General features: G+C 55.4%; 27 protein-coding genes. 15 read left to right on the top strand and 12 right to left on the bottom strand.

Going from position 1 to position 23,447, the window contains the following annotated elements; genetic code table 11:
- Positions 1-27: 27 nt before the first annotated feature.
- The 3 genes from Q8N04_12400 to Q8N04_12390 form a co-directional block, all read right to left on the bottom strand.
- Complete coding sequence (locus Q8N04_12400) at positions 28-513, bottom strand: hypothetical protein (GenBank protein MDP3091474.1); 486 nt, start codon at positions 511-513, stop codon at positions 28-30.
- Positions 514-766: 253 nt separating this feature from the next.
- Positions 767-1,840, bottom strand: a complete 1,074-nt coding sequence (locus Q8N04_12395; GenBank protein MDP3091473.1) for a hypothetical protein — start codon at positions 1,838-1,840, stop codon at positions 767-769.
- A 173-nt stretch (positions 1,841-2,013) separates the two neighbouring features.
- On the bottom strand, positions 2,014-3,462 hold the full coding sequence (locus tag Q8N04_12390; GenBank protein ID MDP3091472.1) for a DUF2779 domain-containing protein: 1,449 nt from the start codon (positions 3,460-3,462) through the stop codon (positions 2,014-2,016).
- A gap of 48 nt (positions 3,463-3,510) precedes the next feature.
- Between Q8N04_12390 and Q8N04_12385 the strand changes: the two genes are divergently transcribed.
- On the top strand, positions 3,511-3,705 hold the full coding sequence (locus tag Q8N04_12385; GenBank protein ID MDP3091471.1) for a hypothetical protein: 195 nt from the start codon (positions 3,511-3,513) through the stop codon (positions 3,703-3,705).
- 511 nt (positions 3,706-4,216) lie between these two features.
- Here Q8N04_12385 and Q8N04_12380 read toward each other — a convergent pair.
- From Q8N04_12380 to Q8N04_12345, 8 genes are all read right to left on the bottom strand, one after another.
- The gene (locus Q8N04_12380) at positions 4,217-4,603 is read right to left on the bottom strand and encodes a hypothetical protein (protein MDP3091470.1); all 387 of its coding nucleotides are present in this window, start codon (positions 4,601-4,603) and stop codon (positions 4,217-4,219) included.
- Positions 4,604-4,885: 282 nt separating this feature from the next.
- The gene (locus Q8N04_12375) at positions 4,886-5,104 is read right to left on the bottom strand and encodes a hypothetical protein (GenBank protein MDP3091469.1); all 219 of its coding nucleotides are present in this window, start codon (positions 5,102-5,104) and stop codon (positions 4,886-4,888) included.
- A gap of 352 nt (positions 5,105-5,456) precedes the next feature.
- Positions 5,457-5,783 carry a hypothetical protein gene (locus tag Q8N04_12370; GenBank protein ID MDP3091468.1) on the bottom strand — a complete coding sequence of 109 codons (327 nt, stop codon included), beginning with the start codon at positions 5,781-5,783 and terminating at the stop codon, positions 5,457-5,459.
- Positions 5,784-6,121: 338 nt separating this feature from the next.
- Positions 6,122-6,382, bottom strand: a complete 261-nt coding sequence (locus Q8N04_12365; GenBank protein ID MDP3091467.1) for a transposase — start codon at positions 6,380-6,382, stop codon at positions 6,122-6,124.
- 228 nt (positions 6,383-6,610) lie between these two features.
- Positions 6,611-6,910 carry a HigA family addiction module antitoxin gene (locus Q8N04_12360; GenBank protein MDP3091466.1) on the bottom strand — a complete coding sequence of 100 codons (300 nt, stop codon included), beginning with the start codon at positions 6,908-6,910 and terminating at the stop codon, positions 6,611-6,613.
- Positions 6,911-6,921: 11 nt separating this feature from the next.
- Positions 6,922-7,251, bottom strand: coding sequence for a hypothetical protein (locus tag Q8N04_12355; protein MDP3091465.1), 330 nt, complete (start codon positions 7,249-7,251; stop codon positions 6,922-6,924).
- 5 nt (positions 7,252-7,256) lie between these two features.
- Positions 7,257-7,604, bottom strand: coding sequence for a DUF5674 family protein (locus tag Q8N04_12350; protein ID MDP3091464.1), 348 nt, complete (start codon positions 7,602-7,604; stop codon positions 7,257-7,259).
- Positions 7,605-8,023: 419 nt separating this feature from the next.
- Positions 8,024-8,260 (bottom strand): hypothetical protein, encoded by a 237-nt coding sequence (locus Q8N04_12345; GenBank protein MDP3091463.1) that lies wholly within the window; start codon positions 8,258-8,260, stop codon positions 8,024-8,026.
- Between the two features lie 441 nt (positions 8,261-8,701).
- Between Q8N04_12345 and pheA the strand changes: the two genes are divergently transcribed.
- From pheA to Q8N04_12290, 11 genes are read left to right on the top strand one after another with little or no spacing between them, the layout of a single operon-like run.
- Positions 8,702-9,778: a prephenate dehydratase gene (gene pheA, locus Q8N04_12340; protein ID MDP3091462.1), complete on the top strand. Its 1,077-nt coding sequence runs from the start codon at positions 8,702-8,704 to the stop codon at positions 9,776-9,778.
- A gap of 4 nt (positions 9,779-9,782) precedes the next feature.
- Entirely contained in the window at positions 9,783-10,865 is a 1,083-nt protein-coding gene (gene hisC, locus Q8N04_12335; protein MDP3091461.1) for a histidinol-phosphate transaminase, read from the top strand.
- Between the two features lie 18 nt (positions 10,866-10,883).
- Positions 10,884-11,897, top strand: a complete 1,014-nt coding sequence (aroF, locus tag Q8N04_12330; GenBank protein ID MDP3091460.1) for a 3-deoxy-7-phosphoheptulonate synthase — start codon at positions 10,884-10,886, stop codon at positions 11,895-11,897.
- Positions 11,898-11,938: 41 nt separating this feature from the next.
- Complete coding sequence (locus Q8N04_12325; GenBank protein MDP3091459.1) at positions 11,939-12,832, top strand: prephenate dehydrogenase/arogenate dehydrogenase family protein; 894 nt, start codon at positions 11,939-11,941, stop codon at positions 12,830-12,832.
- Positions 12,833-12,839: 7 nt separating this feature from the next.
- The gene (gene aroA, locus Q8N04_12320; GenBank protein ID MDP3091458.1) at positions 12,840-14,156 is read left to right on the top strand and encodes a 3-phosphoshikimate 1-carboxyvinyltransferase; all 1,317 of its coding nucleotides are present in this window, start codon (positions 12,840-12,842) and stop codon (positions 14,154-14,156) included.
- A gap of 51 nt (positions 14,157-14,207) precedes the next feature.
- Positions 14,208-14,867, top strand: a complete 660-nt coding sequence (cmk, locus tag Q8N04_12315) for a (d)CMP kinase (protein MDP3091457.1) — start codon at positions 14,208-14,210, stop codon at positions 14,865-14,867.
- Positions 14,864-15,562, top strand: a complete 699-nt coding sequence (locus Q8N04_12310; GenBank protein ID MDP3091456.1) for a lysophospholipid acyltransferase family protein — start codon at positions 14,864-14,866, stop codon at positions 15,560-15,562. The genes cmk and Q8N04_12310 overlap by 4 nt, the downstream gene beginning before the upstream one ends.
- A 55-nt stretch (positions 15,563-15,617) precedes the next feature.
- Positions 15,618-17,327: a 30S ribosomal protein S1 gene (locus tag Q8N04_12305; protein ID MDP3091455.1), complete on the top strand. Its 1,710-nt coding sequence runs from the start codon at positions 15,618-15,620 to the stop codon at positions 17,325-17,327.
- A gap of 39 nt (positions 17,328-17,366) precedes the next feature.
- Entirely contained in the window at positions 17,367-18,266 is a 900-nt protein-coding gene (gene sppA / locus Q8N04_12300) for a signal peptide peptidase SppA (protein ID MDP3091454.1), read from the top strand.
- Between the two features lie 59 nt (positions 18,267-18,325).
- Complete coding sequence (locus tag Q8N04_12295) at positions 18,326-18,604, top strand: HU family DNA-binding protein (GenBank protein MDP3091453.1); 279 nt, start codon at positions 18,326-18,328, stop codon at positions 18,602-18,604.
- A 19-nt stretch (positions 18,605-18,623) separates the two neighbouring features.
- Positions 18,624-19,625, top strand: a complete 1,002-nt coding sequence (locus Q8N04_12290; protein ID MDP3091452.1) for a PCP reductase family protein — start codon at positions 18,624-18,626, stop codon at positions 19,623-19,625.
- Positions 19,626-19,780: 155 nt separating this feature from the next.
- Here the strand turns inward: Q8N04_12290 and Q8N04_12285 are convergent, their stop codons facing one another.
- Positions 19,781-20,101 (bottom strand): hypothetical protein, encoded by a 321-nt coding sequence (locus tag Q8N04_12285; protein MDP3091451.1) that lies wholly within the window; start codon positions 20,099-20,101, stop codon positions 19,781-19,783.
- 250 nt (positions 20,102-20,351) lie between these two features.
- Between Q8N04_12285 and Q8N04_12280 the strand changes: the two genes are divergently transcribed.
- From Q8N04_12280 to Q8N04_12270, 3 genes are all read left to right on the top strand, one after another.
- Positions 20,352-21,509: a VCBS repeat-containing protein gene (locus tag Q8N04_12280; GenBank protein ID MDP3091450.1), complete on the top strand. Its 1,158-nt coding sequence runs from the start codon at positions 20,352-20,354 to the stop codon at positions 21,507-21,509.
- 336 nt (positions 21,510-21,845) lie between these two features.
- Positions 21,846-22,034: a hypothetical protein gene (locus Q8N04_12275; GenBank protein MDP3091449.1), complete on the top strand. Its 189-nt coding sequence runs from the start codon at positions 21,846-21,848 to the stop codon at positions 22,032-22,034.
- Positions 22,035-22,074: 40 nt separating this feature from the next.
- Positions 22,075-22,965 (top strand): D-alanyl-D-alanine carboxypeptidase family protein, encoded by an 891-nt coding sequence (locus tag Q8N04_12270; protein MDP3091448.1) that lies wholly within the window; start codon positions 22,075-22,077, stop codon positions 22,963-22,965.
- Positions 22,966-23,447: the final 482 nt, after the last annotated feature.

Below are 23,447 nucleotides of genomic sequence, written 5' to 3'. Positions count from 1 at the left end.
GGCAAGGGCTGAGTGCAAGAAACTGCTTCAAGTAATACCGCCATCCTGGCCTCGCCAACCGTCCAACGAATTTGAGACTTGGAATGGTTGCCGGCACCTTTGTTTTCCCTCAGACATGGTTACCACTGCGGTTGGGGGGGGGGATAGTAATTGTATGAACGTGAGGTTCGAGAGGGAGTTGGGGAAAGGGGAACGGTTGAATGGGTTGGATGAGCGGTGAGGCAGCGAGAAAGGCGCCGGACCGCCACGCGCCGGGAAATTCAGAATGTCCCCGTTGTTTCCTCCGCCCACCGCATAGGCATAGAGCAAGACGGCCACCAGCATCCGGGGATCATACGGAACGCTGCCCCGCGTCACGCCGCCATAGGTCGTCAGGATGGGCTTCAGGTCCAAGTCCTCGACCAGGTCCGCCACGACGGAGGCCCGGTGGTCTGCCGGCAGCCACTCCCGAAGCGAGGGCGGCAACAAGAAGATCTGCTCCTGATCGTAGGGGCGAAACGTTCGTCCAGGCATCGCAGGGACTCCTATAGAATAGCTAGTGTATTCTGCTCATTACACGAGTCGAAGGCTCCTGGCAAGGGGGCCTAGGGTCAATGTCGGACAGGCTCCTAGTAAGCGACGGTTGCAGGCCTAAGGTCGCGGGACTAAGCCGTCGCGGCATTGGCGCGGATCTCACTGGGGCATCGTTTATCGAAGTGCAAAGTCAAGCAACGACCACATCTCTTTCCACGCTGACTATTCCGCCGTCCGTTGAGGACACGGTAATTCAAGCGGGATCACCCGCCTTACTACGGGGAAGAAAGTTTAGCTTTGGACCTTCCTTCTCAATCACCCGCCTAAAGAGGTCCAATTCTTCGCGACGAGACAAATTGAATGAGAGTTGCTTATGGTCATCCGTTGTCCTGATTTGGATGTTTGGGAATCGGCGCTTCCAAAAAGACAGATCGTCTTCAAAACGCATTTGCTGGTACACGTTCACATCAGATTGATTAGCGAGTATTCTCCAGCGACGTAGCCTTTGACATTCATAGTAAATTTTCTTGAGGGCTGGGGCACCCTTGATGGCAGGGTTATTCTTACATCTCTCCGACTCCTCTAGAAAGAATTTCCTGACATCTTCATTTTGAATTTGAGCCAATGCTTCCGGCCAAGTATTGGGTCGATCGTCATGGTTCTTTACAGATTGCGCCTTGGGTGTATTGCCGATTATTTTTGGAGCGAGAATGCGTATCTTTTGATGCTCGTCGGTATATTGTCCAACCTCTATCGCGAATATCTCGGCGGGATCGGTCTGGCCATTCAAAAACTCAACAACTCTCTGTAATCTTTGAGGGATGACATCCGCAACAAAAACCAGCCGTACCTGCCCTGCGCGTCGGTTTTTTTCTACGTTGTTCCAAAACTCATGTGGATCCTCCACACCCAGTTTCGTTTCAAGTTCGTCAGATTCGTCTAACCCTTTGGCTTGGCATTGTGCCTGAAAAACCTGCTTTATATGATCCGGTTGCCAGTACGCGTCTGCGTTCGCCACATATTCGAGCATTTGACCGACTATTTCTCGGTATATACGACTATCCGCTTCGCGTTTCACTTCAACGAAGGTAGGAATCCCCTCTTGATCGAGAAACAGATGATCAAGAAACCACCGGTCCTTACCATCACGGCTATCTGGAATACCCAGTTCTTGTTTGACTAACATCCACTTTCGAGAGGCTCCACTCTGCGCCTCGCTAGCCAATATGTCTGGATAGTTGGCTAACAACGATTGAAGCATTTTTTCAGAGTCGTACTCCGTCTTATTCAATCTCATCAGTTCGCCGGTTGGCTGCGTAATAAACATAGCTCCCATTGTATGTCAGGCCTCCAGCATAAAATTGTTGCGACCGATCCAACCGAAATGAAATGCGATACACCGAGGTGCGACCCCTTGCCTAACACTTATCTGTCACCGCCACGATGTTCCTCCTCAGTGCCCAAGGTTCTTGCACTTGAGAACGCCATCATCGACTCGATTTAAGCATCGATTACACCTTTCCAGGCTTCCACAATCATCACCATTGCCAGAGAGTCGAGTTCGCAATAACGCAGTAGCGCTTTCTCGATCAGTTGACGACTTGCCTCATCTAAGCTCTCGAATTGGAGCCTTGCGTAAGCTGACGCGGCTGCGCCGCCTTCTGCAATGCCAAACTCCTCTGACGTGATTGCATCACCAGCATCAACGCCCAATAAATCTTGAGCATAGACTTTGAGCGAGTCATACGGGTCAACCACCCTTCCGTTGGCATCTTGAACCCACCAGGCTTGATCCTTGTAATTCAAACTCGGGATACCATTTGCAGCCCCGTAAGTCGGCTGACTGTACTTCGCACGCAGATAGTCCGATGTGTTCAAAACCGCTGGCAACACCTTCTTGATGGAATTGCTCCCTTTGGTGTCTGGATGAAAGTAGGCCTTCTGAGCCAGGACCCTCAGATCGACCATCGCCCGCGCACCCTCCTTGGTTAAATTGCCTATGAACTCCACCAGCTTCTTCTTGTCGATGGGCGGATCTATATCGTCATTCAACTGTGTGGCTATTCGTTCGAGGATGGTGTTCTCATGATGGCTCCACATAAAGACCGTGCCGGTATTTCCTTCTAACGCCGCCTTCAATTTTCTGACAAACTCGTAGTTCGGGAAAATCCCGGGCTTCGCCAGCAGGAATTCATGGGAATGGCGCACACTGCCGTCGGACTCCATCGCATGGTGCGAAAACTGGAAAGCAACCTGTTCGTAGGGATGCATGCCTTTATAGAAGGGCAACGCCACAGCGGAGGTCTCGAAGTCGATGAAGTGGTAGGGGTACGTCCACTGGTGCATCTCCGCTTTCATGAAATCTGCATCGAGATAAAAGCCGCCCTTGTCCACCGCTTGAGGTATGCCGGCGACTTGCATCCATTGCCGCTGCGAGTTACTGAGCCCTCGATCACCCTTCTGATAGTTGAGGTCTTCCTGGCGAACCTGGCTCAGCTTGACTACTCCCTTGCCGATCAGCTTATCTTTGCCTCGAAAATTCCAGAGATCCAGAACCATCCCCTGTTCTAGATCTTCATCTGTCCAATTATTGGTACGCGTCCAGCACTCCTTGAATCCGCTCTTGAGGCCATTGTTCGACTCAGTTCGGAATTCGCAGTGGGCGCACTGAGACCCAATCGAAGGCGCGATCCGCAAATCGGCTTTATAGGCCTGAGCCCATTGAGCGGCCAATTCCGGCAACAATCCGTGTCCGCCCGGATACGTAATCCCTTCCCTCATCACCATTGCGATATACCGATCAACATTCACCAGAGTCAGGACATCGTCGCCACATCCTTCACTCAAGGCACGAGAGGCTACGTCAACCTTTACTGCTCCAGCTTGGCGTTCGATTTTGAATAGTTGGTTCAACCCATTAATGGTGGTTTTCTTTGACTTATCAGGCATCAACAGAGAGCTGGTAATACGGGAGTTGGGATAGACGGAACGGAGCACATGGGTCTGGAATGCGAGGTCATGGATGTACGGGAGCATCCCCGAGGTGATTCCACCCCGCTTGCCTTCGATCTCGGGGGCGGAGGATTTATACGACTTCGCCTTAACCTCGATGAGATCAAACGCGTCCTTCCGTTTAGCCAGGATGTCGATCCGGACGAAGAGGTCTCCGTGACGAAGGGCTGGCTCGAATAAGATGACTTCGTCGCGCTTCAGGAGTTCTTTCGTTTCCTCCTCAGCAGCGGCATGATCCTTCGCGGTAATGCCTTGCCCGTTGGGGTACATGAGCTTGGCTAAGGCTCCGACTTGAAATCCTCCGTCAGCCAGCATCTCCAGAAACGAATCGTCCTTTTTGAGATTCTGATATTCAGTGTCCTTGCCCGTGAAATACAGTTTTGTCGGACATTCAGTGGCAAGCGTAAAGCGGGATTTTGTAAGGTATCGGAGTGGCATCTCAAGGCGGCGTATTCGTTAAGAAGTTCATAATGGAAGCCGGTACGGAAAGAGGTCTGCAACCTAGGGACCCGTTGAGAGCCTGATTACCCACCCAGATGCTTTCGAGGGAATCGTGCGCATCATTTTTACCCTATGGAAGGAATGAACCAACCGCTTAAACTAATAAGAGCTCGCCCAAGCTGAGTTGCTTACCGGAACCCTTAGTGACTGCAACTCAGCAGAGGAACCTTCCTTCAGAAGAGAGTTCTTTTTAGGAATCATGAGGTTGCTCCAGTGTGCCGTAGTCAAAACCAAAAACATCCGTACGTCGAACTGGCCCACAGGCCATTCCTCCAGACGTGAATTCCAGCACGAGCAACTCATTTCCATAGTCGGACTTTTGCAGGAATTCCCTGAAGGTAAATAATGTAAATTCTTCGTCTTCGATACTTTGGGTTTTACTTTTGAACTCGTCAGATTCGTATTCAAATTCTCCGGCTATGCCCACGTATATGAATGCGACGTGACGACACGGAGTGGCTCCACCACCTTCTGGCTCAAGAGTCGGTTTTCCACAAATAGGACAGTGAACGATTGGCGGTTCGCATCCGATGGGGAGCGTGATTTCTGCACATTGTGGAATAGAGCGCTCTTTCATGAGTTCCTTCTCCTGTCTCCATCCGGTGCCGCAGTCAGACCAACCGACGTGCTGCGCCCATTGGCATAGGCGAGGTAGATCAAGGTCATGTTGTTGCTCGTGTTTGAAGACAGTGCCGTCGAAACCGACTTTCGGAGTAGCGCAACAGGCATTGCGCTAGATCATCGAACGCCATTGCCGCCTTCAAACTCACTGAGTGCGCTCCCCAGGGAGTGAATATCCCGTGTGCGACGAGATTCCGCAGAGCACGAGCGATTACGAGCACATCATCTACGTCACCGTTCAGAAAACTGACAACGCGCTTTTTAAACCTTGGTTTGTTAGGCCGTCGGCAAGGTCGGCACCTGACTTTAAAGCGGTCCGGATTAAACCTGCCAGCTGTGGGTCTATGAATCCCTTTGATTGTTCTTCACCACTCGCCGTCCAGTATGCCTCAAGTGCCGTGTAGGCTAAAAAGACACCGAGTGCCGCGCTGTAGCCGCGTCCGGTCTCTTCTTTCATTCCGCAGAACCGAATTCCCCGGTAAGCCGAAGCGGCTTTATACCGCGCAGCATATCTCGCCCAGTTCGCAAGTTCTTCACGCGGCAATTTCTCAGGGCGGTTGCGCCGCAGGCCGTGAAACTCGTGCCAATGGAACGGATAATTCCCTGAATACTCACGCCAGAATGCTGGATTGTCATACGATTTCTCAGGCCGAGAGGGGAGGTAAAGTCGTCTTTGCTTAAGCGGGTATGATTTGCACCAACGCAACCATTCCGCGCTAGATGCCACCCCTAAGGAGCGCAGAATCCTTTTGCAGTCGGTTTCATTAACAACCGGCGCAACCGCTGTTCGAGTGGTTGTTGGTTTACTCTTAGTCGGCACTGGACCACGCAGAAATCATCTGATCAATGTCCCAGACATTCTCAGCATTGCTGGAACCTGTCTTCCCTTCTTGCCAGTCGCGATCGAAATTTAAAAGCTCCACTCGTCCTTCGCCGATAGTCACGACCTTCATTTGCTTCAGGGTTTCCTGGCTCACTGGGATAAGCGAGAGAATTTCACCTTCTTGAACATCCATCCCCAGAAACTCGACTTCCGCATCCGGATAGTTCTTCCTCACTTGAGCCGAGGGATGAAAGGCCCACTCAGCCGCTTTCCCTTTCTTAGGCACAAATATCACCGTTTTCTTATCAGCCATTTTCCCCTCCCTAGAGTTTCTTCAAAATAATTTACGGACTGTCATGCGGCAAGCCGATGTCACGCCTGTTTTTCGCAAATCGTATCGCAGATACGGGGCCGTGTGTTTAGTCAAGTAAAACATGTCCTTACTAAGCGACGACGTCACCATTTTCCTCATTGAGCAGTACGACTTCGCCGCTCTCACCCCATTGAACAAGCTTTCCTCAAACAGCGCCAATCGGATTCGAGAGAGCTAACCTCGAATTTAGCTAAACACTACTGCTCTAGCGTTCATAATCCTAACTAAATGTAGAAATCATACATGCGCCGACAAACTATAAATAGGATCTCCGTGGGTCACAGTGGGTGCTTTTCTGCACTCCGTGTTAACGGAGGCAGGAACGCCGCGACGAGTTTAAGTTTCAGGTAGTCCGCATCACGGTAGCCGTAGGTCCGCCGCTGGAGGATACGGATCTTGTTGTTGAGTCCCTCCACCAGGCCGAGGCTGACCTTGTGTTCGGAAAAAATGACGGGGGTCGTTGCTTGACCTCGTACCGTCATCCCGTCATCAGCTGATCGAAGATGGGGCCAGAGCGAGGTGGATCCGAAATAACGCACGCTTCTTCTCTGCCGGCTGAGGTTGTGGAGAAATTGAAGCGGCGATGTCACGCGGCATTCAAGATGGCTTTACGGAGCGAGGATTGGGGATTCGGGGGTCAGGCATGACTATTGACTTGCTAGCGATACCCAGGCCGTCTTTCAGAGGAGGTCTTGCAATCATATAGTTCTCGTAGCCGCCCATTCTCGGGCTTACATGGCGCTGCGCAATCCGTGCTCCGATCGGGGTTAGGCCGATGCTAATGCGTCTTTTACGCGTTGGACTTTGATCTTTCCAGCGTACTTCTCCACTTGTGCCAGGTCATAAGCGGCCTGCATGCGCCGCCAGGTTTCCGCGCCGCCCTCGAATGCCTTTTTCAGACGGAATGCCATTTGGGTGGAAATCCAGGCCTTGCCGCTGACCAGGTTATTCATGGCCTGCCGCGTAACACCCAGCACCTGTGCCCCTTTCGCTACGGAAAGTCCCAGCGGGTCGAGGCCGTCATGCCGCACCGACAATCCTGGATAAAGAGGGCTCTTCATGCGCATCGTTGGGCTTCTTAATGGCCGGCTCGTGCCGCGACGGCGAAGTGGAGGAAGTAGCGGTCTAGGCTGGCTAGGTCGCTACCATATGCGGCGCCCCCTGCCATCGCATCGCAGAGCAGCTCGCGCACACGTGTGAGTTCTTTCCTGCGACCTTTCCAGCGGTGATCCCCTATCGACAAGTCGAGTAGCTCTAATGCGCGGATGAACGCTTGTTCGGAAAGCCGGGGATCTTTCTCTTGCCAGCGACGCGCACGTGCCACATCGCTCCCGACATTCGCCAGCTGTTCCATGAGAGACAAGGTTTGCCATCGGCCTGTCGCGAGATTCGCATGGACGTGTGACATGCCGCTTACTCCTTAGCCAATCGATTGACGATCGCGGTGATGGTTTCGCGGATCTCGGTCCGTTCGACGTCTCGGGAACGATTTCCGCCTGAGGGGCGCACATTGATCATGGAATCGAACTCGATCCATTCTGCTATCGGCTGTTCGGGGTAGAGATTGATTCCCCAGAGGTTTTTCTGTGCAGACCCCTGATCGAGGAGCATCGCCTCTTCGTCCGAATGCAGTTCTCCGCCGATCGCCATAATGCGCTGTTCCACGTCGACGACGGCCTTGACCATATCGCCAAACTGCTGTTTGGCCATCTCGTTCAGCTCAGCCTTGGTGATGGCGTCACGGACGATCTTGATTTCCATAGTCTTCCAGCCCTGTCAACGTGTCAGTATTCCGATACTTAGTACGGAGGCACGATTGCGGATTATGCCTGCCCCTGTCAAGAGTCATGTCCGCTGCTCTCCTGTGCGTAGGGGCAGGAACGAAAGACGGGCAGGGAGCGTCCGTTCTATCAGCGGATGGATAGGCCGAGCATGGCTGGATGGGGAAACTAAGGAGTCTTCTGGCTGTCTTGATGCGGACGGAAATGACGGGGGTTGTTGCTTGACCTTATGCTGTCCTCCCGTCATCAACTGATCGAAGATGGCGCCAGGTTGAGGTGGACCCGAAATAACCAACACCTCAACCTTTTGTCGGCATAGCCAATCGGGAATTCACCCGGGAATCTATCAATGTCCCACTTCTCTCCGGAGGTGGTCATGGAGCCGCTACGGCGACGGTGTCAGGCGGCATTCAAGATGGCTTTACGGAGCGATGCCGGGAGGGTGATCGGCAGGAAGAGGCTCTTGGGATAGAGATAGTCCTCGCCGGATTCATCGATAACACGAACTTGCCCACGTTTGAGGGCAATGGCATCGGGAAGCGCCACGTAGATCTTTCGCTTTTCAAGAGAAACGAGGTACCCCTCGTTCTCTACACAGATCAGAAGTCGGGAAGCCACAGGTGTGAGCTTGTGCATGGTGGTTGCCTCAGAGTAATCGCTTGATTTTGTATTCCTTCCGGCCTATCCCCGTTGCTTCGTACCAATGAAGTTCAGCAAGATGAATTGAGCCATCCGAGAGCCGGATGCTCGCGACGCCTTTCCGCTTTCGCCAGCGTCCCTTGCCATAGAACTTTCGAAGTCGGGCGATCTCATGGATTCGCGACCCGACCGCAAACGTTTCAATTTGAGTCACGGGGCCGAGTAATTCGAAATCCACAGTGCCATGGTCTCAAAGTGATATGGGGACAGTCAATGGTAGACAGGCTGCGTCCAAAACGCAGACGCAAGTTCTTGAAAGACTAGGGAGTCTCCTTGCAATAGGCGATTCGAATCCTGTATCATCCCTTGCTTACTCGCACTCGATCTGCCTCTGGACAGTCGTCCAACTCATGAGGCATGGGTGGAGGGGGTTCGTGCATGTCTGGTGACCTTTCCGGATATCGGAAGGAGATTGATCGTATCGACGATGAGATTCTCCGTCTGCTCAATGAGCGGTCGAAGAGCGTCATCGAGATCGGTCATATCAAGAAAGCCCAGGATGCGGACGCCAATCTGCATACCCCTGCTCGCGAAGCCGCCATTATTGAGCGATTAGTCGGTCAAAATACCGGTCCGTTCCCATCGGAAGCCATCCGTCCCGTGTACCGGGAGATCATGTCGGCGTCCCTCTCGCTGGAAGGTCCGCAGAAGGTGGCCTATCTGGGCCCCCGCGCGACGTTCACGCACATGGCCTGCATGCAGAAATTCGGATCGTCGGCCCAATACATTCCGGTCCACAGTATCAAGGAAGTGTTCAACGAAGTGGAGCGAGGCCGCGCGAATTTCGGCGTCGTGCCGATCGAGAACACGACCGAAGGCGTGGTGAACCACACGCTCGATATGTTCATCGATTCGAACCTCCTGATCTATGGAGAAGTGCTCCAAGAGGTCTCCCACCATCTGATGTCTAAGTCCGGGGTCGTGGAAGAGGTCAAGAAAATCTGTTCGCATCCGCAGGCCATTGCACAATGCCGCAACTGGATCGAAACCCATATGCCGCATGTGCTGGTGTCGGAAGTCGCCAGTACGGCCCGCGCCGCGGAGATGTGTCAGGAAGATACCACCATTGCTGCCATCGCATCAGAACTGGCAGCTCAGCTGTATGGTCTCAAAGTCATCAAGGCGCGGATCGAAGATAATCTGAATAACTTCACCCGGTTCCTTGTACTGTCGCAGAAGCCACCGCAACGCACTGGCAAGGATAAGACCTCGTTGATGCTGTCGATTAAAGACAAGGTCGGTGCGCTCTATGATCTGCTCCGGCCCTTTGCCTCAAATGGCATCAGTATGACGAAGATTGAATCACGTCCATCCAGGCGGAAGGCATGGGAGTATATCTTCTTCGTCGATGTGGAAGGCCACATGGAAGAAGAGCGTGTGAATCGAGCGATCGAAGAGATCAAAGGCCGCTGCCTTTTTATGAAGATCCTGGGTTCGTATCCGGCCCACACTTAGATCTATGACACTGCGAATTCATCCAGACATTGCCTCGCTCAGCCCCTATGTCCCGGGGAAGCCGATTGAGGAATTGCAGCGTGAGCTGGGCCTGGCTCGCGTGATCAAGCTCGCCTCGAATGAGAATCCGCTTGGACCATCGCCGAAAGCCCTGGCCGCACTTGTCGGGGGGCATGACAGTTTGCATCGGTATCCGGACGGTGGCGCGTATCGATTGCGTCAAGCGTTGGCCGATCGATGGAAGGTCAGCCTCGATCACATTATTCTCGGCAATGGATCAGACGAAGTCCTCGGCCTGCTGGCCCGGACGTTCCTGGCGCCGGGCGATGAAGCGGTGATGGCCGATCACACTTTCGTCATCTACAAGATGGAAGTCACGGCGGCTCACGGAAAAGCGGTGCTCGTTCCGTTGGTCAATTGGACGCATGATCTCGACGGCATGGCCAAAGCGATCACGTCCAAGACCAGGCTCGTCTTTCTCTGCAACCCCAATAACCCCACCGGCACCATGGTTGCCGCCGATGCCGTTGCCCGGTTCATGGCGCAGGTTCCTGAAAATGTGATCGTGGTCTTTGATGAGGCCTATCTCGAATATGTGCGCGATCCGCATTTCCCGGACAGCCTGCAGTATGTGATGCAGGGGCGGAATGCGATTGTGCTGAGAACGTTCTCGAAAATTTACGGTCTGGCCGGGTTGCGGATCGGGTACGGGATTACGACCCCGGAAATCACGAACTGTCTGAACCGCGTGCGGCCGCCGTTCAATGCCAACACGCTGGCGCAGCGTGCGGCTTTGGCCGCGCTGGGCGACGACGAACATGTGGCGAAGAGTCGAGCCGTGAACGCGGCGGGCATGCAGCAACTCGAAAGCGGTTTACGAGCGCTGGGATTTGCCGTGATTCCCAGCCAGGCGAATTTCGTGTATTTCGACGTCAAGCGCGATGGTCGGGCTCTGTTCGATGCCTTGCTGCGCGAGGGCGTGATTGTGCGGCATATTGAAGGCACGATGCTGCGTGTCACGATCGGGCAGACGGACGAGAATGACGCATTCCTGACCTCGTTGAAGAAGGTCTTGCAGTCGAAGTGAAGCAATAGAGAGGGCACCATGATTATCGTCTTGAGACCTGACGCATCTGAACGCGAAGTCGATCACATTATCGATCGGCTGCGAGAGTTGGGACTGAAGTCGCAAATCTCCACCGGTCAGGAGCGCACCATCATCGGAGTGATCGGCGACGATCGGATATTGCACAATCAGCCTCTGACCGCGTTGCCCGGGGTGGAAAGCGTGTTGCCGATTCTCGCTCCCTGGAAACTGGTGAGCCGGGAATTCAAGAAGGAACCGACCATCATCGATGTGGGCGGGGTGAAGATTGGCGGGAAGAAGCTCGTCATCATGGCGGGCCCCTGTGCGGTGGAGCGCCTCGAACTCACGGTCGGGATTGCCCATGAAGTGAAGGCCGCCGGAGCTTCGGTGCTGCGTGGCGGAGCCTATAAACCAAGAACGTCGCCCTATTCCTTCCAAGGCTTGGGCCGTGAAGGGCTGGACTATCTGCTTGAGGCCAAGAAGCAAACGGGGCTGCCGGTCGTCAGCGAGATTTTGGACACGAGAGACATTGAGCTGTTTCTGGAGAAGGCCGATATCATTCAGATTGGCGCCCGCAATATGCAGAATTTCGAACTCCTGAAGGAGGTCGGAGCCTACGACAAGCCGGTGCTGTTGAAGCGCGGATTGTCGGCGACCATCAAGGAGTTTCTCCTGTCGGCGGAGTACATCATGTCGCGCGGCAATCGCAACGTGATGCTGTGTGAACGCGGCATCCGGACATTTGAAACCCAGTATCGCAATACGCTGGATCTGGCGGCGATTCCGACGCTGAAAGAACTGTCGCATCTTCCCGTCATTGTCGATCCCAGCCATGCCACGGGGAAATGGCAGCTGGTGGCGCCCATGTCCAAGGCGGCGATTGCGGCTGGGGCTGATGGTCTGTTGATCGAAGTCCATTCCAATCCGGAATGTGCCTTGTGTGACGGAGAGGAATCGATCAAGCCGTCAAAGTTCAAAGAGCTGATGCACGATCTTGGCAATATTGGCAGAGCGGTCGGGCGAGAAATTTAGTCTGTCACAAATTCTCTCAGGGGAATAGGCCGCGATAGCTTATGACAGTTCATTTCAAACAGGTCGCGATTATCGGAGTGGGGCTGATCGGCGGGTCGCTCGGGATGATTCTGCGCCGCAAGGGGTTGGCCGATCAGGTGGTCGGCATCGGCCGACGGGTGGAGAATCTGAAGACGGCCGTCGAGTTGGGCGCAATCGATCGCTATGTCGCCGACCCTCAAGAAGGTGTGCGTGGCGCAGATCTCATAATTCTGGCCACCCCGGTCGATACCTACGACCGACACCTGAAGGACTGGGCCTCGTGCCTCTCCCCGGGGGCCATTGTGAGCGACGTCGGGAGTGTGAAGGGCCTATTGGTCGAACAGTCCGAAGCCAGCATGCCGGACGGCGTCCATTTCGTCGGCGCGCATCCGATTGCCGGAAAAGAAAAAACCGGTGTGGCGGCAGGAACCGATCAGCTGTTTCAAGGGGCGCGCTGCATCGTGACGCCTACCTCCAAAACCAATGCGGAAGCCTTGGAGCGAGTGCGGGCGTTATGGCAGGAGACGGGCTCGATCGTGCTGACCATGGATCCGCATGTGCACGATCAGATTCTAGGCGCCGTGAGTCATTTGCCGCACGTTGCGGCCTTCGCGCTGATCACAGCGTTGGCAAATCTTCGCGACCGTGAAATTACAACCCTCGACTTGGCCGCCCACTCCGGAGGCGGGCTGCGGGATACGACGAGGATTGCGGCGAGTTCTCCTGAGATGTGGCGGGATATCTTCCTCTGGAATCGCGAGAACGTGGTGCACTTCATCGATGCCTATCAGGAATCGCTCCAGGAGTTCCGGCGCTTAGTTCATGCGGGTGACGGGGCCGGGATCGAAAAGGCGCTTGAGCGTGCCAAATCCGAGCGCGAGAAATTGAACGTTCGTCCTTCTGTACCGGTGTAACTGAACCATGGCTTCATTGACGATCACCCCAGGCCGCGCGCTCACAGGGACCATTACGGTGCCCGGGGATAAGTCTGTGACGCATCGCGCGATCATCCTCACGTCATTGGCGGAGGGCGAAAGCCGATTGTCCAGCTACTGTCGCGGGGAAGACTGCTTAAACACAATGCGTGCATTTCAGGCACTCGGCATTCACATTGATGAACAGCCGGACGTGCTGTGCGTACATGGAAAAGGGATGTGGGGTTTGCGGGAAGCCGATGCCCCGATCGATTGCGGCAATTCCGGGACCGGGACCCGTTTATTGACCGGGCTGTTGGCCGGTCAGGATTTCTTCACGATTTTGACCGGAGACGAGTCGATTCGTCGGAGGCCGATGGGGCGTGTGGTGAAGCCCCTGCGGGAGATGGGCGCGGTGATTGCCGGGCGTAAAGGCGGCGAACTGGCTCCGCTGGCCATTACCGGCACGCGGTTGCACGGGATTGATTACACCTCGCCGGTGGCCAGTGCGCAGATCAAGTCGTCGCTGCTGTTTGCAGGGCTCTTCGCCGAAGGCACTATGCGGTTTCGCGAACCGCGCCTGTCCCGCGATCATACGGAGCGGATGTTCCAGTCGTTCGGGATTCCGTTGCGGCAGGATGCCGGGACCTTGGTGCTGCAAGGGCGGCCATCGTCCGGCTGGACCGGCCGCGCGATCGTGATCCCCGGAGATTTTTCCGCTGCGGCATTCTTTCTGGTCGGAGCGAGCATTATTCCAGGTTCTGACGTGACGATTCAGAATGTCGGGATCAATCCGACCAGAACAGGACTGATTGATGTATTGACGGCCATGGGAGCCAAGATCGACGTGCTCAATCGGCGCGATCAAGCCGGTGAACCGGTGGCGGATCTTCGTGTCAGGTCGGCGACGTTGAAGGGTGTGGCGGTTGGTCCTGAACTCATCCCGCAGACGATCGACGAATTCCCGATCCTCTGTGTGGCAGCGGCGGTTGCGGAAGGTGAGACGACGATCTCCGGCGCCGAAGAGCTCCGTGTGAAGGAAAGCGACCGTATTGCCACGATGAGTGCCGAGCTGAAAGCCATGGGAGCTCAGATCACAGAACAGCCTGACGGTATGGTGATCCGAGGGCTGGGACAGGCGGGAAAGAATGGCCGGTTGGTCGGCACGATGAAGGGGCAAGGCCATGGCGACCATCGCGTGGCGATGTCGCTGGCCATCGGTGGGTTAACGGCGAGTACTCCCACAGCAGTTGCGGATACGGGCTGCGTGGATACCTCGTTCCCGAATTTCGAGCGCACCCTGGCGAGCTTGTTGACGGCATAGGCCCGGGGGCTATAATACGGCTCTTTTTGCTTGAGGAGGCAGGTAGCGGCAGTGATCATCGCGATTGATGGACCAGCCGGCGTGGGGAAAAGTACGGTTGCTCGACAGCTGGCGGCGAGGCTGGGCTATCTCTATCTTGATACGGGAGCGCTCTATCGGGCGGTGGCCTGGAAGACGCTGCGGAGCGGAATCGATCCGTCGCATCAGGAGCAGGTGACGGCCCTGCTTCCATCCCTCTCGATTCAGATGTTGTTTCAAAACGGTGCGATGCTGGTATTGGTCAACGATGTGGATGTCACGAATGAATTGCGTACGCCCGACGTGACGGCAGCGGCCTCTATCGTCTCGGCGATCCCTGCCGTCCGCGAATGGCTCTTGCCGGTGCAACGCCAAATCGGGCAGCGCGGCTCGGTCGTGGCTGAAGGCCGTGACATCGGGACCAAAGTGTTTCCCTCAGCGCCGGTGAAATTCTTTCTTGAGGCAGACGCGACCGTGCGGGCCGAGCGTCGCCATCGCGAGCTGGTGGCTGCCGGCCATGGCGGGCCGATGGAGAAGACCTATCAGGATTTGTCCGGTCGCGACGAACGGGATCGAACGCGCGCGGTCGCGCCGCTCGTGCCCGCAGCCGATGCGCGATTGATCGATACCTCGTCGTTGCGGATTGAAGATGTGGTGGAGCAGATGCTGGCGGTGGTTGCGGCGGTCTCGTGAGCGGGTTGGTCTACGGGATCCTCTGGGTCTTGGTGCGAGTCTCCGCAGCGGTCTTGTTTCGGTACAAAGTGGAAGGGACGTTGCCGCGGACCGGCGGAATACTCATTGCGGCCAATCACGCCAGTTACGTCGATATTCCGCTTCTGGGTTGCGGGATGAAGCGGCGGGCCTGGTATCTCGGACGCAACGACTTGTTTCCTGTGCCGGTGCTTAACGGGATTTTGCAGCGGCTTGGCTGGATCCCGCTCCGACCGGGCCGGTTAGACCGGGAGGCATTCGGGAAAGCGATCAGCCTGATTCAGGCCGGTAAGGTCGTGGTGATCTTTCCGGAAGGCGGACGCAGTCACGATGGCCATTTGCGGCAGCCGAAATCAGGCATTGGGGTGATCGTTTCGCAGACCGGTTGTCCGGTGGTGCCAGCCTATTTGAAAGGGACATTCGACGTCTTGCCGACCGGTGCCAGGTGGCCAAGGTTTCGGCAGGTGACGGTGAAGCTGGGAGACCCGCTGACTTTCGAGAGCGGGCATCCCAAAGAACACGATAAGGGAGATGCCAAGCGATTTTACCAACAGGTCAGCCGCACGGTGATCACGCATATCGCCGCCCTCGGAAATGTTCCTCCTCCCATGGTGGGACATGAAGGCGAGCGAGTGTCACCGGAGCCGCCGACTACCGGAGCTCGCAACGCTGAGTGAGCCCGGTTTCTTCACCATCAGCACCCGGCCCATGCCGGAGGATTAGGATCTGTCCATGAGTACCGCATCAACAGGGAATGAACCGAAGTTAGACCGCGCCGCGTTGGCCGCCCTCTATGAGGAGACCTTCCGTAATCTTGAGGAGGGCACGATCACCGAAGGCCGCGTAGTGGCATTGACGAAGGATAAAGTCGTCGTCGATATCGGCTACAAGTCCGAGGGCATGATCCCGAGCGATCAATTCTCGCCGGATGATCTCCAGGCCCTCAAGGTGGGCGACAGCCTCCAGGTCTACATCGAAGAATGTGAAGATGACGACGGCAACTTGGTTCTTTCCAAAGAAAAAGCCGACAAGATGAAGATCTGGGAAGAGCTCGAAAAGCTCTTCAATGAGGAAAAGAGCATCGACGGGAAAATCATTTCGCGGATCAAGGGCGGCATGATGGTCGATATCGGCGTCAAAGCGTTTTTGCCGGGCTCCCAGATCGACCTGCACCCCGTGCGCGATTTGGACGGTCTCGTCGGCAAGACCTTCCCGCTGAAGATCATCAAGATCAACCATCGGCGAGGCAATGTGGTGGTGTCCCGTCGTGTCCTTCTTGAGGAGACTCGCGATACGAAGCGGAAGACCACGCTCGCCAATCTCAAAGAAGGCCAGCTGATTCAGGGTATGGTCAAGAACATCACCGATTACGGGGCGTTTATCGACCTCGGCGGAATCGACGGCTTGCTCCATATCACGGATATGTCGTGGGGTCGTGTCGGCCATCCGTCGGAAATGTTCACCGTCGGCGATCGTGTGGAAGTCAACGTGTTGAAATACGATCGGGAGACCGGCCGTATCTCGCTCGGACTGAAGCAGAAGTCCGCCGATCCCTGGACCAATGTGGCCGGGAAGTATCCGATCGGCACGCGGGTGCGCGGGCGGGTAGTGAGCTTGACGGATTATGGAGCATTCATCGAGCTCGAGCCGGGCGTTGAAGGATTGGTCCATGTCTCGGAAATGTCATGGACTCATGAAGTGCGTCATCCTTCGCGTGTCGTGACCGTGGGCGATCAGGTGGAAGCTGCCGTGTTGAACGTGGATCCCGCCAGCCGGAAGATTTCGCTGGGCATGAAGCAGACCGCGCCCAATCCCTGGGACATGATCGAGAGCAAGTATCCGATCGGGACGAAGATCGAAGGGAAAGTGAAGAGCTTGACCGATTTCGGGGCCTTCATTGGACTGGAAGAGGGCATCGATGGTTTGATTCACATCTCCGATATGTCGTGGACCAAGCACATCAAGCATCCGTCAGAGCTGTTCAAGAAGGCGCAGAAGGTCGACGCGGTCGTGTTGCGGATCGACAAAGAAAAGGAACGGCTGTCACTCGGGTTCAAGCAGCTCTCACGCGATCCGTGGGATGATGAAATTCCGGCGCGCTACCATGTCGGCGATTCGGTCACTGGGAAGGTCAGCAAGGTGGCCGACTTTGGGATCTTCATCGAGCTGGAAGGCGGCGTCGAAGGGTTGATTCACATCAGCGAAGCCGGACTGGACGGTGCGGCGAAGCTCGAAGAGAAGTTCAAGCTGTTAGATGACGTGGCCGCGAAGATTATCAAGGTCGATCGTGAAGAGCGGAAGATTGCGCTCAGCTTGCGCGAACATCAATCCGACTCCGATCGCCGACAGGTCGATGAATATCATTCAACGCAAGGCGCGCTCGATCAAAGCCTCGGACGAGCCGCGAAGCAGAGCCGTAAAAAGTCGCAGGCGGAAGACTAATGCGAGGCCAACGGTTGTCTGACACAAACATGAGTCATCATGGCTGACGACCAACCAACAGAACGCAGCCCCAAACGCTCTCTGCTGCGCAAGTTTCTTTGGGTCGTGGGGGGTGGTTTGGGGTTGCTGTTCCTGGTCAATGTATTGTTGCCCGATCTTGATCTCTCGGGCGAGGATCGCATTGCGCTGATCCGCATCGAGGGCGTCATTCTTGACGCCCAGGAAACGCTCGGCGAGCTGAAGAAATTCAGTGAGAATCCCTCCGTCAAGGCGATCGTGCTTCGAATCGATAGCCCGGGCGGAGGGGTGGTCCCCTCGCAAGAGATTTACGACGCGGTGCGCCGGGTGCGGACCAAGAGCAACAAAGCCGTGATTGCGTCGATGGGAAGCGTGGCGGCGTCGGGCGGCTACTATATTGCCGCCGCGACCGACCGTATCGTGGCGAACCCCGGAACCCTGACCGGAAGTATCGGGGTAATCATGGAGATGGCCAATGTCGAGGGCCTTCTCCAGAAGATCGGCGTCGAAGGCGTGGTTGTGAAAAGCGGGAAGTACAAAGACGTCGGCTCTCCGCTGAGAAAGATGAGCGAGGAAGAGCGGGGGTTGCTGCAAACCGTTATGGACGATGTCCATAAGCAGTTCATTGAAGCCGTCGCCGAAGGCCGCTCGCTCGAGGTGACCGAGGTTCAGGCGTTGGCCGATGGCCGGATTTTTACCGGGCGCCAGGCGAAAGCCGCGAAGCTGGTCGATGAGCTTGGTAACCTGGATGATGCGATTCAGTTGGCGGCCGATGTCGTGGGAATCGAAGGTGAGCCGAAGGTCATTGAGCAGCGCCGTCGGTTTTCGATTCGCGAGCTGCTGGAGTCGAAGCTCTCGTCGGTCTTGCCTAAATTCGATTTCCATTCAGGGGTGAATCTGAAATATCTCATGGCCTATTAATCGCGCGGCAATGGCGTGCAAGGGCACTTGTCCATCAACGGTGCGAAGGGAGGACGGACATGACGAAAGCGCAGATCATCGAGCAGATGTCGGAGAAAGTCACCACGTTGACTAAGCGGCAGGCCGAAGTCGTCGTGAATACCATTTTTGATTGTATTCGAGACTCTCTGAAGAACGGGGATAAGACCGAGATCCGCGGGTTCGGAAGTTTCCGGTTGCGTGCGCGGCGGATGAAAGAAGGGCGCAATCCGAAGACCGGTGCGACTGTCGCGGTGCCGGCGAAACGCGTCCCGTTTTTTAAGGCCGGCAAAGAACTCAAAGAGTTACTGAACCAATAGCGAGCGAGAAGGAGTTCCCATGTCATCCTCAGATTCTCTTGAGTCTGCCGGCGCCGAGATTCGCTGGACCGATGGTGCGTTGCAGCGCATGGAACGTGCTCCGGTCTTCCTTCGCGGCATGGTCCGGCGACTGGCTGAAAAGAAAGCGCGGGAACTCGGTTACGAGGAGATCGACGAAGTTAAGCTGGACCAGTTCAAGGGCCAGATGATGGGGTCGATGGGGGGCGCGACCGGTATGGCGTCGGCGGCGGAGGCCATGGAGAAAGGGCAGTTGCCCTGGACCGCTGCTGCCAAAGCACGGCTCGATGCCGTTCCCGAGTTCATGCGCGGGATGATCAAGCAGATTGCGGAAGAGATGGCTCGCGAAGGCGGGCATATGGAAGTCAATATCGATTTACTCGATCGGGTCGAATCGATGGCCGATGCCCGTGAGCGCGAGTTGCCCCCGCTCACGTGGAGCGAGGGTGCGTTGGCGCTCCTGCAACAGAAGATCAAAGACTCGCCGCCGATCGCGCTGGAATTTGTCAGTGACATGATCCGACACGACACGGAAGAGGTGGCCCGGGAAAAAGGGTTCACGACCATCGATGAGACGAATGTCGTGCAATTGTGGGAGGCGCCCCAGCAGAAGGTGGCCTGGTCGGATGAAGCCTGGAAGCGACTCCAGACCTCGCCTGATTTCGTCAGGAGCGGTATCCGAAAGGCGGCGGAACGGCGTGCGAGGAAGCTGGGCTTGTCCGAGATCGACTCGGACTCCCTGACGACGTTTCGCAATCAGGCGATGATGAAAGCGGTGAAACGTATTCGATCGTTCGGCTATAACGAGCTGACGTTTGACGCGTTTGATACGGCGCTAACCAAGACGAAGCGGCTTCAGGGGAACGATCAAGCTGAAAAGCGTTTACAGGAAATCCGTGGGCATTTTTCCGATCCCAACGCGAAAAAGCCCGAGGGGGGGACGCTTGGGGCCGATCTCATGGGTCGATTCCGCCGGTATCTCAAGGGCGAAGGGGCGCTCTAGCGCTCCTGTAGCCTTCATCAACCTTCACCGTACTCCTGTGCTAGTCATACACATACAGCACTACTGACTTTTGTGTCAGCGAGCAACGGCACTGCGTCTGATAAGTGAGAATCCCCGGAATCGCGTGAGCAATTCCGGAGGGAGAAGTCTCTTGGCTAGATCGCGCCGACCGCTTGCGGCCAGAATTTATGGCGGATCTGCGGAAGCGGTTCGTTGTCGAGATTGGGAATATCGTACAGACACCGATCGATCGTTGCCACTTCATCTTCTGTCAAATCGAGCGCGACCTTCTTCTTCCAGAACTGATCGAGGGTGAAGTAGTCCGCCGATTGCGGTTTCTCCGCCAGTAACGTCTTCATTTTCTGGAAGCCCTCGGTATCGACGCCACCGATGCGGCCTTTGTTTCGGTCGTGACACCAGCTCAGGACCTCCGCGATCCCGTACATGGTGATGTCCACTTTCACATGTTTGCTCATTGCGTCCTCCTCAAAGTGAGCCTCATTCTAGCGCAAGTCTCGTGACATCAACAAGGCTGATTTTTACCCCAAAAGAAGAAATCAGGTTGATTGCATGGTGAAACAAGCCCTCTGTATACTCCGGCGGGACCACGCGTGCGTTGCATAGGGCAATAGGGCGTGAATCAATAGGCCGATAGGCCTATATCTTGCGAAGAGGGAAGTTGTGAAGCTTGTCTCGCCTCGTGCCGCTCATCGAGCGGTTGACGCCATGAAAGTCGCCCTGTGCTGGCTCTTGGCTATCGGGATGTGGTCCTGCACCAAGGCCGATCCATACCACCCGCCCGATCTGTTTTACTACTACGCGAGCTACAAAGTCGGGAAGAACCCCACGACGATTACGACTGGCGATTTCAATCACGATACGTTTACGGATCTCATCACAACCAATATTTCCAGTAACACCCTCTCGATCCTGCTGGGCAATGGTGATGGTAGCTTTAGAGACCAAACTCAAATCAAAGTGTGTGTCGAGCCACGGACTTTGGTTATGGCGGACTTTAACCACGACACCCATGCGGACATCGTGCTGGCCTGCTCGGGAGGTGATGAAGTCGCGTTCCTGATGGGTCGAGGAAACGGCAAGTTTGAAGAGGGACCACACTACCCTGTCCATCGAACGCCAGTGGCCCTGGCCACCGAGGATCTGAATGGTGACGGTCACCCCGATGTCGTTGTTGCGCTGCGAAACGATAAGATCCAAATATTTCTTGGAACCGGAACCCCAGAGTTTCACCATGGGGCGCAATATACCTATGGTGATACCCCCACGTCTGTGGCACTGTCGGACCTCAATGGCGATGGGAAGATCGACATGGTCGTCACCAACGGCGGACCCATGTCCAATGCCGTCTCGATCTGGCTGGGCAACGGAGACGGGACGTTTCGCGACCCTAAAGACTATCGGACCGGCAAACGTCCGCTCTCCGCGACGTTTGCCGACTTTAATAACGATCGCCACCGCGACCTGCTCGTGATCAATGGAGAGCGAGATAGCTTCACGACATACCTCGGCAATGGCACTGGCACATTTTTGCCGGGCAAGGATTCAGGTGCCGATGCCGGTCCTATCGCAGGTGTTACTCGTGATTTCGATGGCGACCGGATCCTCGATGTCGCCATTGCAAATTTGCAATCCAACGATCTGTCGATCCTCTTCGGTAACGGTGACGGAACCTTTCACTATCCACCCAGGAACTATCCTACAAAGGCGGGCCCGTTTGCACTGGCGACATTCTGGGTAACCACCAATGCCGTCGAAGAGCCGGGATTGGTAACGGCCGACAATGGAAATGGGACGGTTTCAATTTTTCTTCATCGTGGACTGAAAGCGGTAAAGCCAGCGCCAATTGCTTCAAATGAGCATTGACTCCTCTGCGAGACACGCAATGCCGGCACTTCTTGACAGGTCTTGGACCCTCCGTTAGAGTGGCCGACAGGTGTGAGTCCGTGACACATTGTTGTCCGTGTGAGTGTAATGCCCCTGAGAACATTTACCTGGTGGTTTGCAATGGGTTCAGTCCTGACCCTTGCTGTCCTCATGGTGCAGGGGGGAATACGCGATCTATTGGAAGGTACCCAGCCTGCTTCAGGCGCCACCGCGGTAGTCTCCTTCGGCACAACCATTCTTGGTGGAGGCCTTCTGGCCGGATGCTTAGCGGTTGTTCTCAATCGAATTCGGTAATGATCCTATAGACGCGATGGTATGCGTTGCTTGAAATGCAAAGGGTTTATGATGGTCGAGCGTCACTATACGCTCATGAATCGGCGGCTCTTTGCGCGCTGTCTGAACTGCGGATTCTGGATTGATCTCGCGGATGTCCTGCGGTTCTTTCATAAGGTGATTGATAGCGGTGTTCGTGGCGGGAAAGTGCGGGAATCCTACCCGCTGTAATGTGTCCCTGTAGCTCACCGTCCGGGTAAGGAGCACCTCATTGGTTAAGTCATTTGTCCTCACGTCAACGGTTCTGGCTGCGGTATTGGGGACCTTGGTCTTGGGAAGTCCTCTCGACGCCCAGGCCGAGTATAGCCATAAACATAAGCGCCAGGTCCGAGCTGTGAGTACAACGGGCGACCGCCTTCCTTGGCGAGTGGCTCCCGCTCATAGCATTTTCATGAAAGAGCTTCGATCCGGCCGTGTGCTCTACCAGCATGAATCTCTCAAGCGACTCTCGCCTGCAAGTCTCACGAAAATCATGTCTGCGCTGGTGATTTTGGAAAAGGGGAAGCTGGATGATCAGGCGACCATCAGCCGCAATGCCGCGCGGGCGCCCAAAACGCATCTTCGGCTCCGTCCAGGTGAAGTGTTCAAACTCGAGGACTTGCTCAAAGCGATGCTGATCGTGTCGGCCAATGACGCCTGTCTGGCCGCGGTGGAACATGTCGGCGGCGATGAAGAGCAGTTTGTCATGCTCATGAACGCGAAAGCTGCCGCACTCGGGTTGACCGATACCCACTTCAGCAACGGCTGTGGATTCGATGGTCCTGAGCACTATTCAACGGCCGAGGATCTGGCGAAGCTCAGTGAGGTCGCGCTACAGAATCCGATCTTCCGTGCGCTCGTGCGCGAGGAACGTGAGATTATCACCCCGATTAGTGGTCACCGTGCGTATGTTTTGCACAGCACCAATCGGCTGTTGGGACGCATCCCCGGCGTGGAAGGCGTCAAAACCGGGTTCACCTCAAAAGCGGGCCGATGCCTCATTGCGAAAGTTTCACAGAACGGCAGCGATTTGTTGGTCGTGATCTTAAACTCCAATCGTCGCTGGAACACCGCCGTGAGTCTCATTGATTTCGGGCTGAAATCTACTGCAACGATGCAATAAGTCCATCTTCATCTCATCCCAGTCTGCAGGGTTTAATCAGCGCACAACCATTCGAATATCGCCAGCCCCGTTTTTCATACGGATGGTTTTTCGGCAGACGTGATGGGTGTCGCGAAGCCCTCTTATCTACTGGGCATCCAGGTATCATGGGATTCTCCACAAATCAGTCGGTGTCAGTGACCTTCGATTTGGGTTTGATTGGTATTGTCCCGTTAGGATCTCAGGGTCCTATTGAGATTCGTGCAGCAGCTGGGCTGGGAGCCCTGCTGCTGCAACGTATAAGAGGAGAAAATAGTCGCTTGGTGATAAACGCGGGAGAGGTATTAGTTACACAACAGAGAGCTAGTGTCCTGTCTCTGAAGTCCGTGGAATAAGTTGTGCCTCGCTGGTGTCCTCAGGTATCGAAGGGAGGACGCCCTGCGAACGGGACGACCGACAGCTCCGCTGACCTTGACGACAACTGAACGAGAGACCTTGCAGCA

It is taken from the genome of Nitrospira sp. (assembly GCA_030692565.1).
Taxonomy (GTDB): domain Bacteria; phylum Nitrospirota; class Nitrospiria; order Nitrospirales; family Nitrospiraceae; genus Nitrospira_D.
Note: the sequence above shows the minus strand (reverse complement) of the source record. Positions and strands in the feature narration are given on the sequence as shown.

Coding starts and splice junctions, on each gene's coding strand:
- Q8N04_12305 (MDP3091455.1), top strand. CDS start 15,618: ATGAGTACCGCATCAACAGGGAATGAACCGAAGTTAGACCGCGCCGCG.
- Q8N04_12370 (MDP3091468.1), bottom strand. CDS start 5,783: ATGGCTGATAAGAAAACGGTGATATTTGTGCCTAAGAAAGGGAAAGCG.
- Q8N04_12395 (MDP3091473.1), bottom strand. CDS start 1,840: ATGTTTATTACGCAGCCAACCGGCGAACTGATGAGATTGAATAAGACG.
- pheA (MDP3091462.1), top strand. CDS start 8,702: ATGTCTGGTGACCTTTCCGGATATCGGAAGGAGATTGATCGTATCGAC.
- Q8N04_12380 (MDP3091470.1), bottom strand. CDS start 4,603: ATGAAAGAGCGCTCTATTCCACAATGTGCAGAAATCACGCTCCCCATC.
- Q8N04_12350 (MDP3091464.1), bottom strand. CDS start 7,604: ATGGAAATCAAGATCGTCCGTGACGCCATCACCAAGGCTGAGCTGAAC.
- Q8N04_12360 (MDP3091466.1), bottom strand. CDS start 6,910: ATGCGCATGAAGAGCCCTCTTTATCCAGGATTGTCGGTGCGGCATGAC.
- Q8N04_12290 (MDP3091452.1), top strand. CDS start 18,624: ATGTCATCCTCAGATTCTCTTGAGTCTGCCGGCGCCGAGATTCGCTGG.
- Q8N04_12285 (MDP3091451.1), bottom strand. CDS start 20,101: ATGAGCAAACATGTGAAAGTGGACATCACCATGTACGGGATCGCGGAG.
- Q8N04_12355 (MDP3091465.1), bottom strand. CDS start 7,251: ATGTCACACGTCCATGCGAATCTCGCGACAGGCCGATGGCAAACCTTG.
- aroF (MDP3091460.1), top strand. CDS start 10,884: ATGATTATCGTCTTGAGACCTGACGCATCTGAACGCGAAGTCGATCAC.
- Q8N04_12385 (MDP3091471.1), top strand. CDS start 3,511: ATGGGTCTGGAATGCGAGGTCATGGATGTACGGGAGCATCCCCGAGGT.
- Q8N04_12390 (MDP3091472.1), bottom strand. CDS start 3,462: ATGCCTGATAAGTCAAAGAAAACCACCATTAATGGGTTGAACCAACTA.
- Q8N04_12400 (MDP3091474.1), bottom strand. CDS start 513: ATGCCTGGACGAACGTTTCGCCCCTACGATCAGGAGCAGATCTTCTTG.
- Q8N04_12275 (MDP3091449.1), top strand. CDS start 21,846: ATGCGTTGCTTGAAATGCAAAGGGTTTATGATGGTCGAGCGTCACTAT.
- Q8N04_12280 (MDP3091450.1), top strand. CDS start 20,352: ATGAAAGTCGCCCTGTGCTGGCTCTTGGCTATCGGGATGTGGTCCTGC.
- Q8N04_12375 (MDP3091469.1), bottom strand. CDS start 5,104: ATGAAAGAAGAGACCGGACGCGGCTACAGCGCGGCACTCGGTGTCTTT.
- Q8N04_12325 (MDP3091459.1), top strand. CDS start 11,939: ATGACAGTTCATTTCAAACAGGTCGCGATTATCGGAGTGGGGCTGATC.
- Q8N04_12345 (MDP3091463.1), bottom strand. CDS start 8,260: ATGCACAAGCTCACACCTGTGGCTTCCCGACTTCTGATCTGTGTAGAG.
- Q8N04_12295 (MDP3091453.1), top strand. CDS start 18,326: ATGACGAAAGCGCAGATCATCGAGCAGATGTCGGAGAAAGTCACCACG.
- sppA (MDP3091454.1), top strand. CDS start 17,367: ATGGCTGACGACCAACCAACAGAACGCAGCCCCAAACGCTCTCTGCTG.
- hisC (MDP3091461.1), top strand. CDS start 9,783: ATGACACTGCGAATTCATCCAGACATTGCCTCGCTCAGCCCCTATGTC.
- aroA (MDP3091458.1), top strand. CDS start 12,840: ATGGCTTCATTGACGATCACCCCAGGCCGCGCGCTCACAGGGACCATT.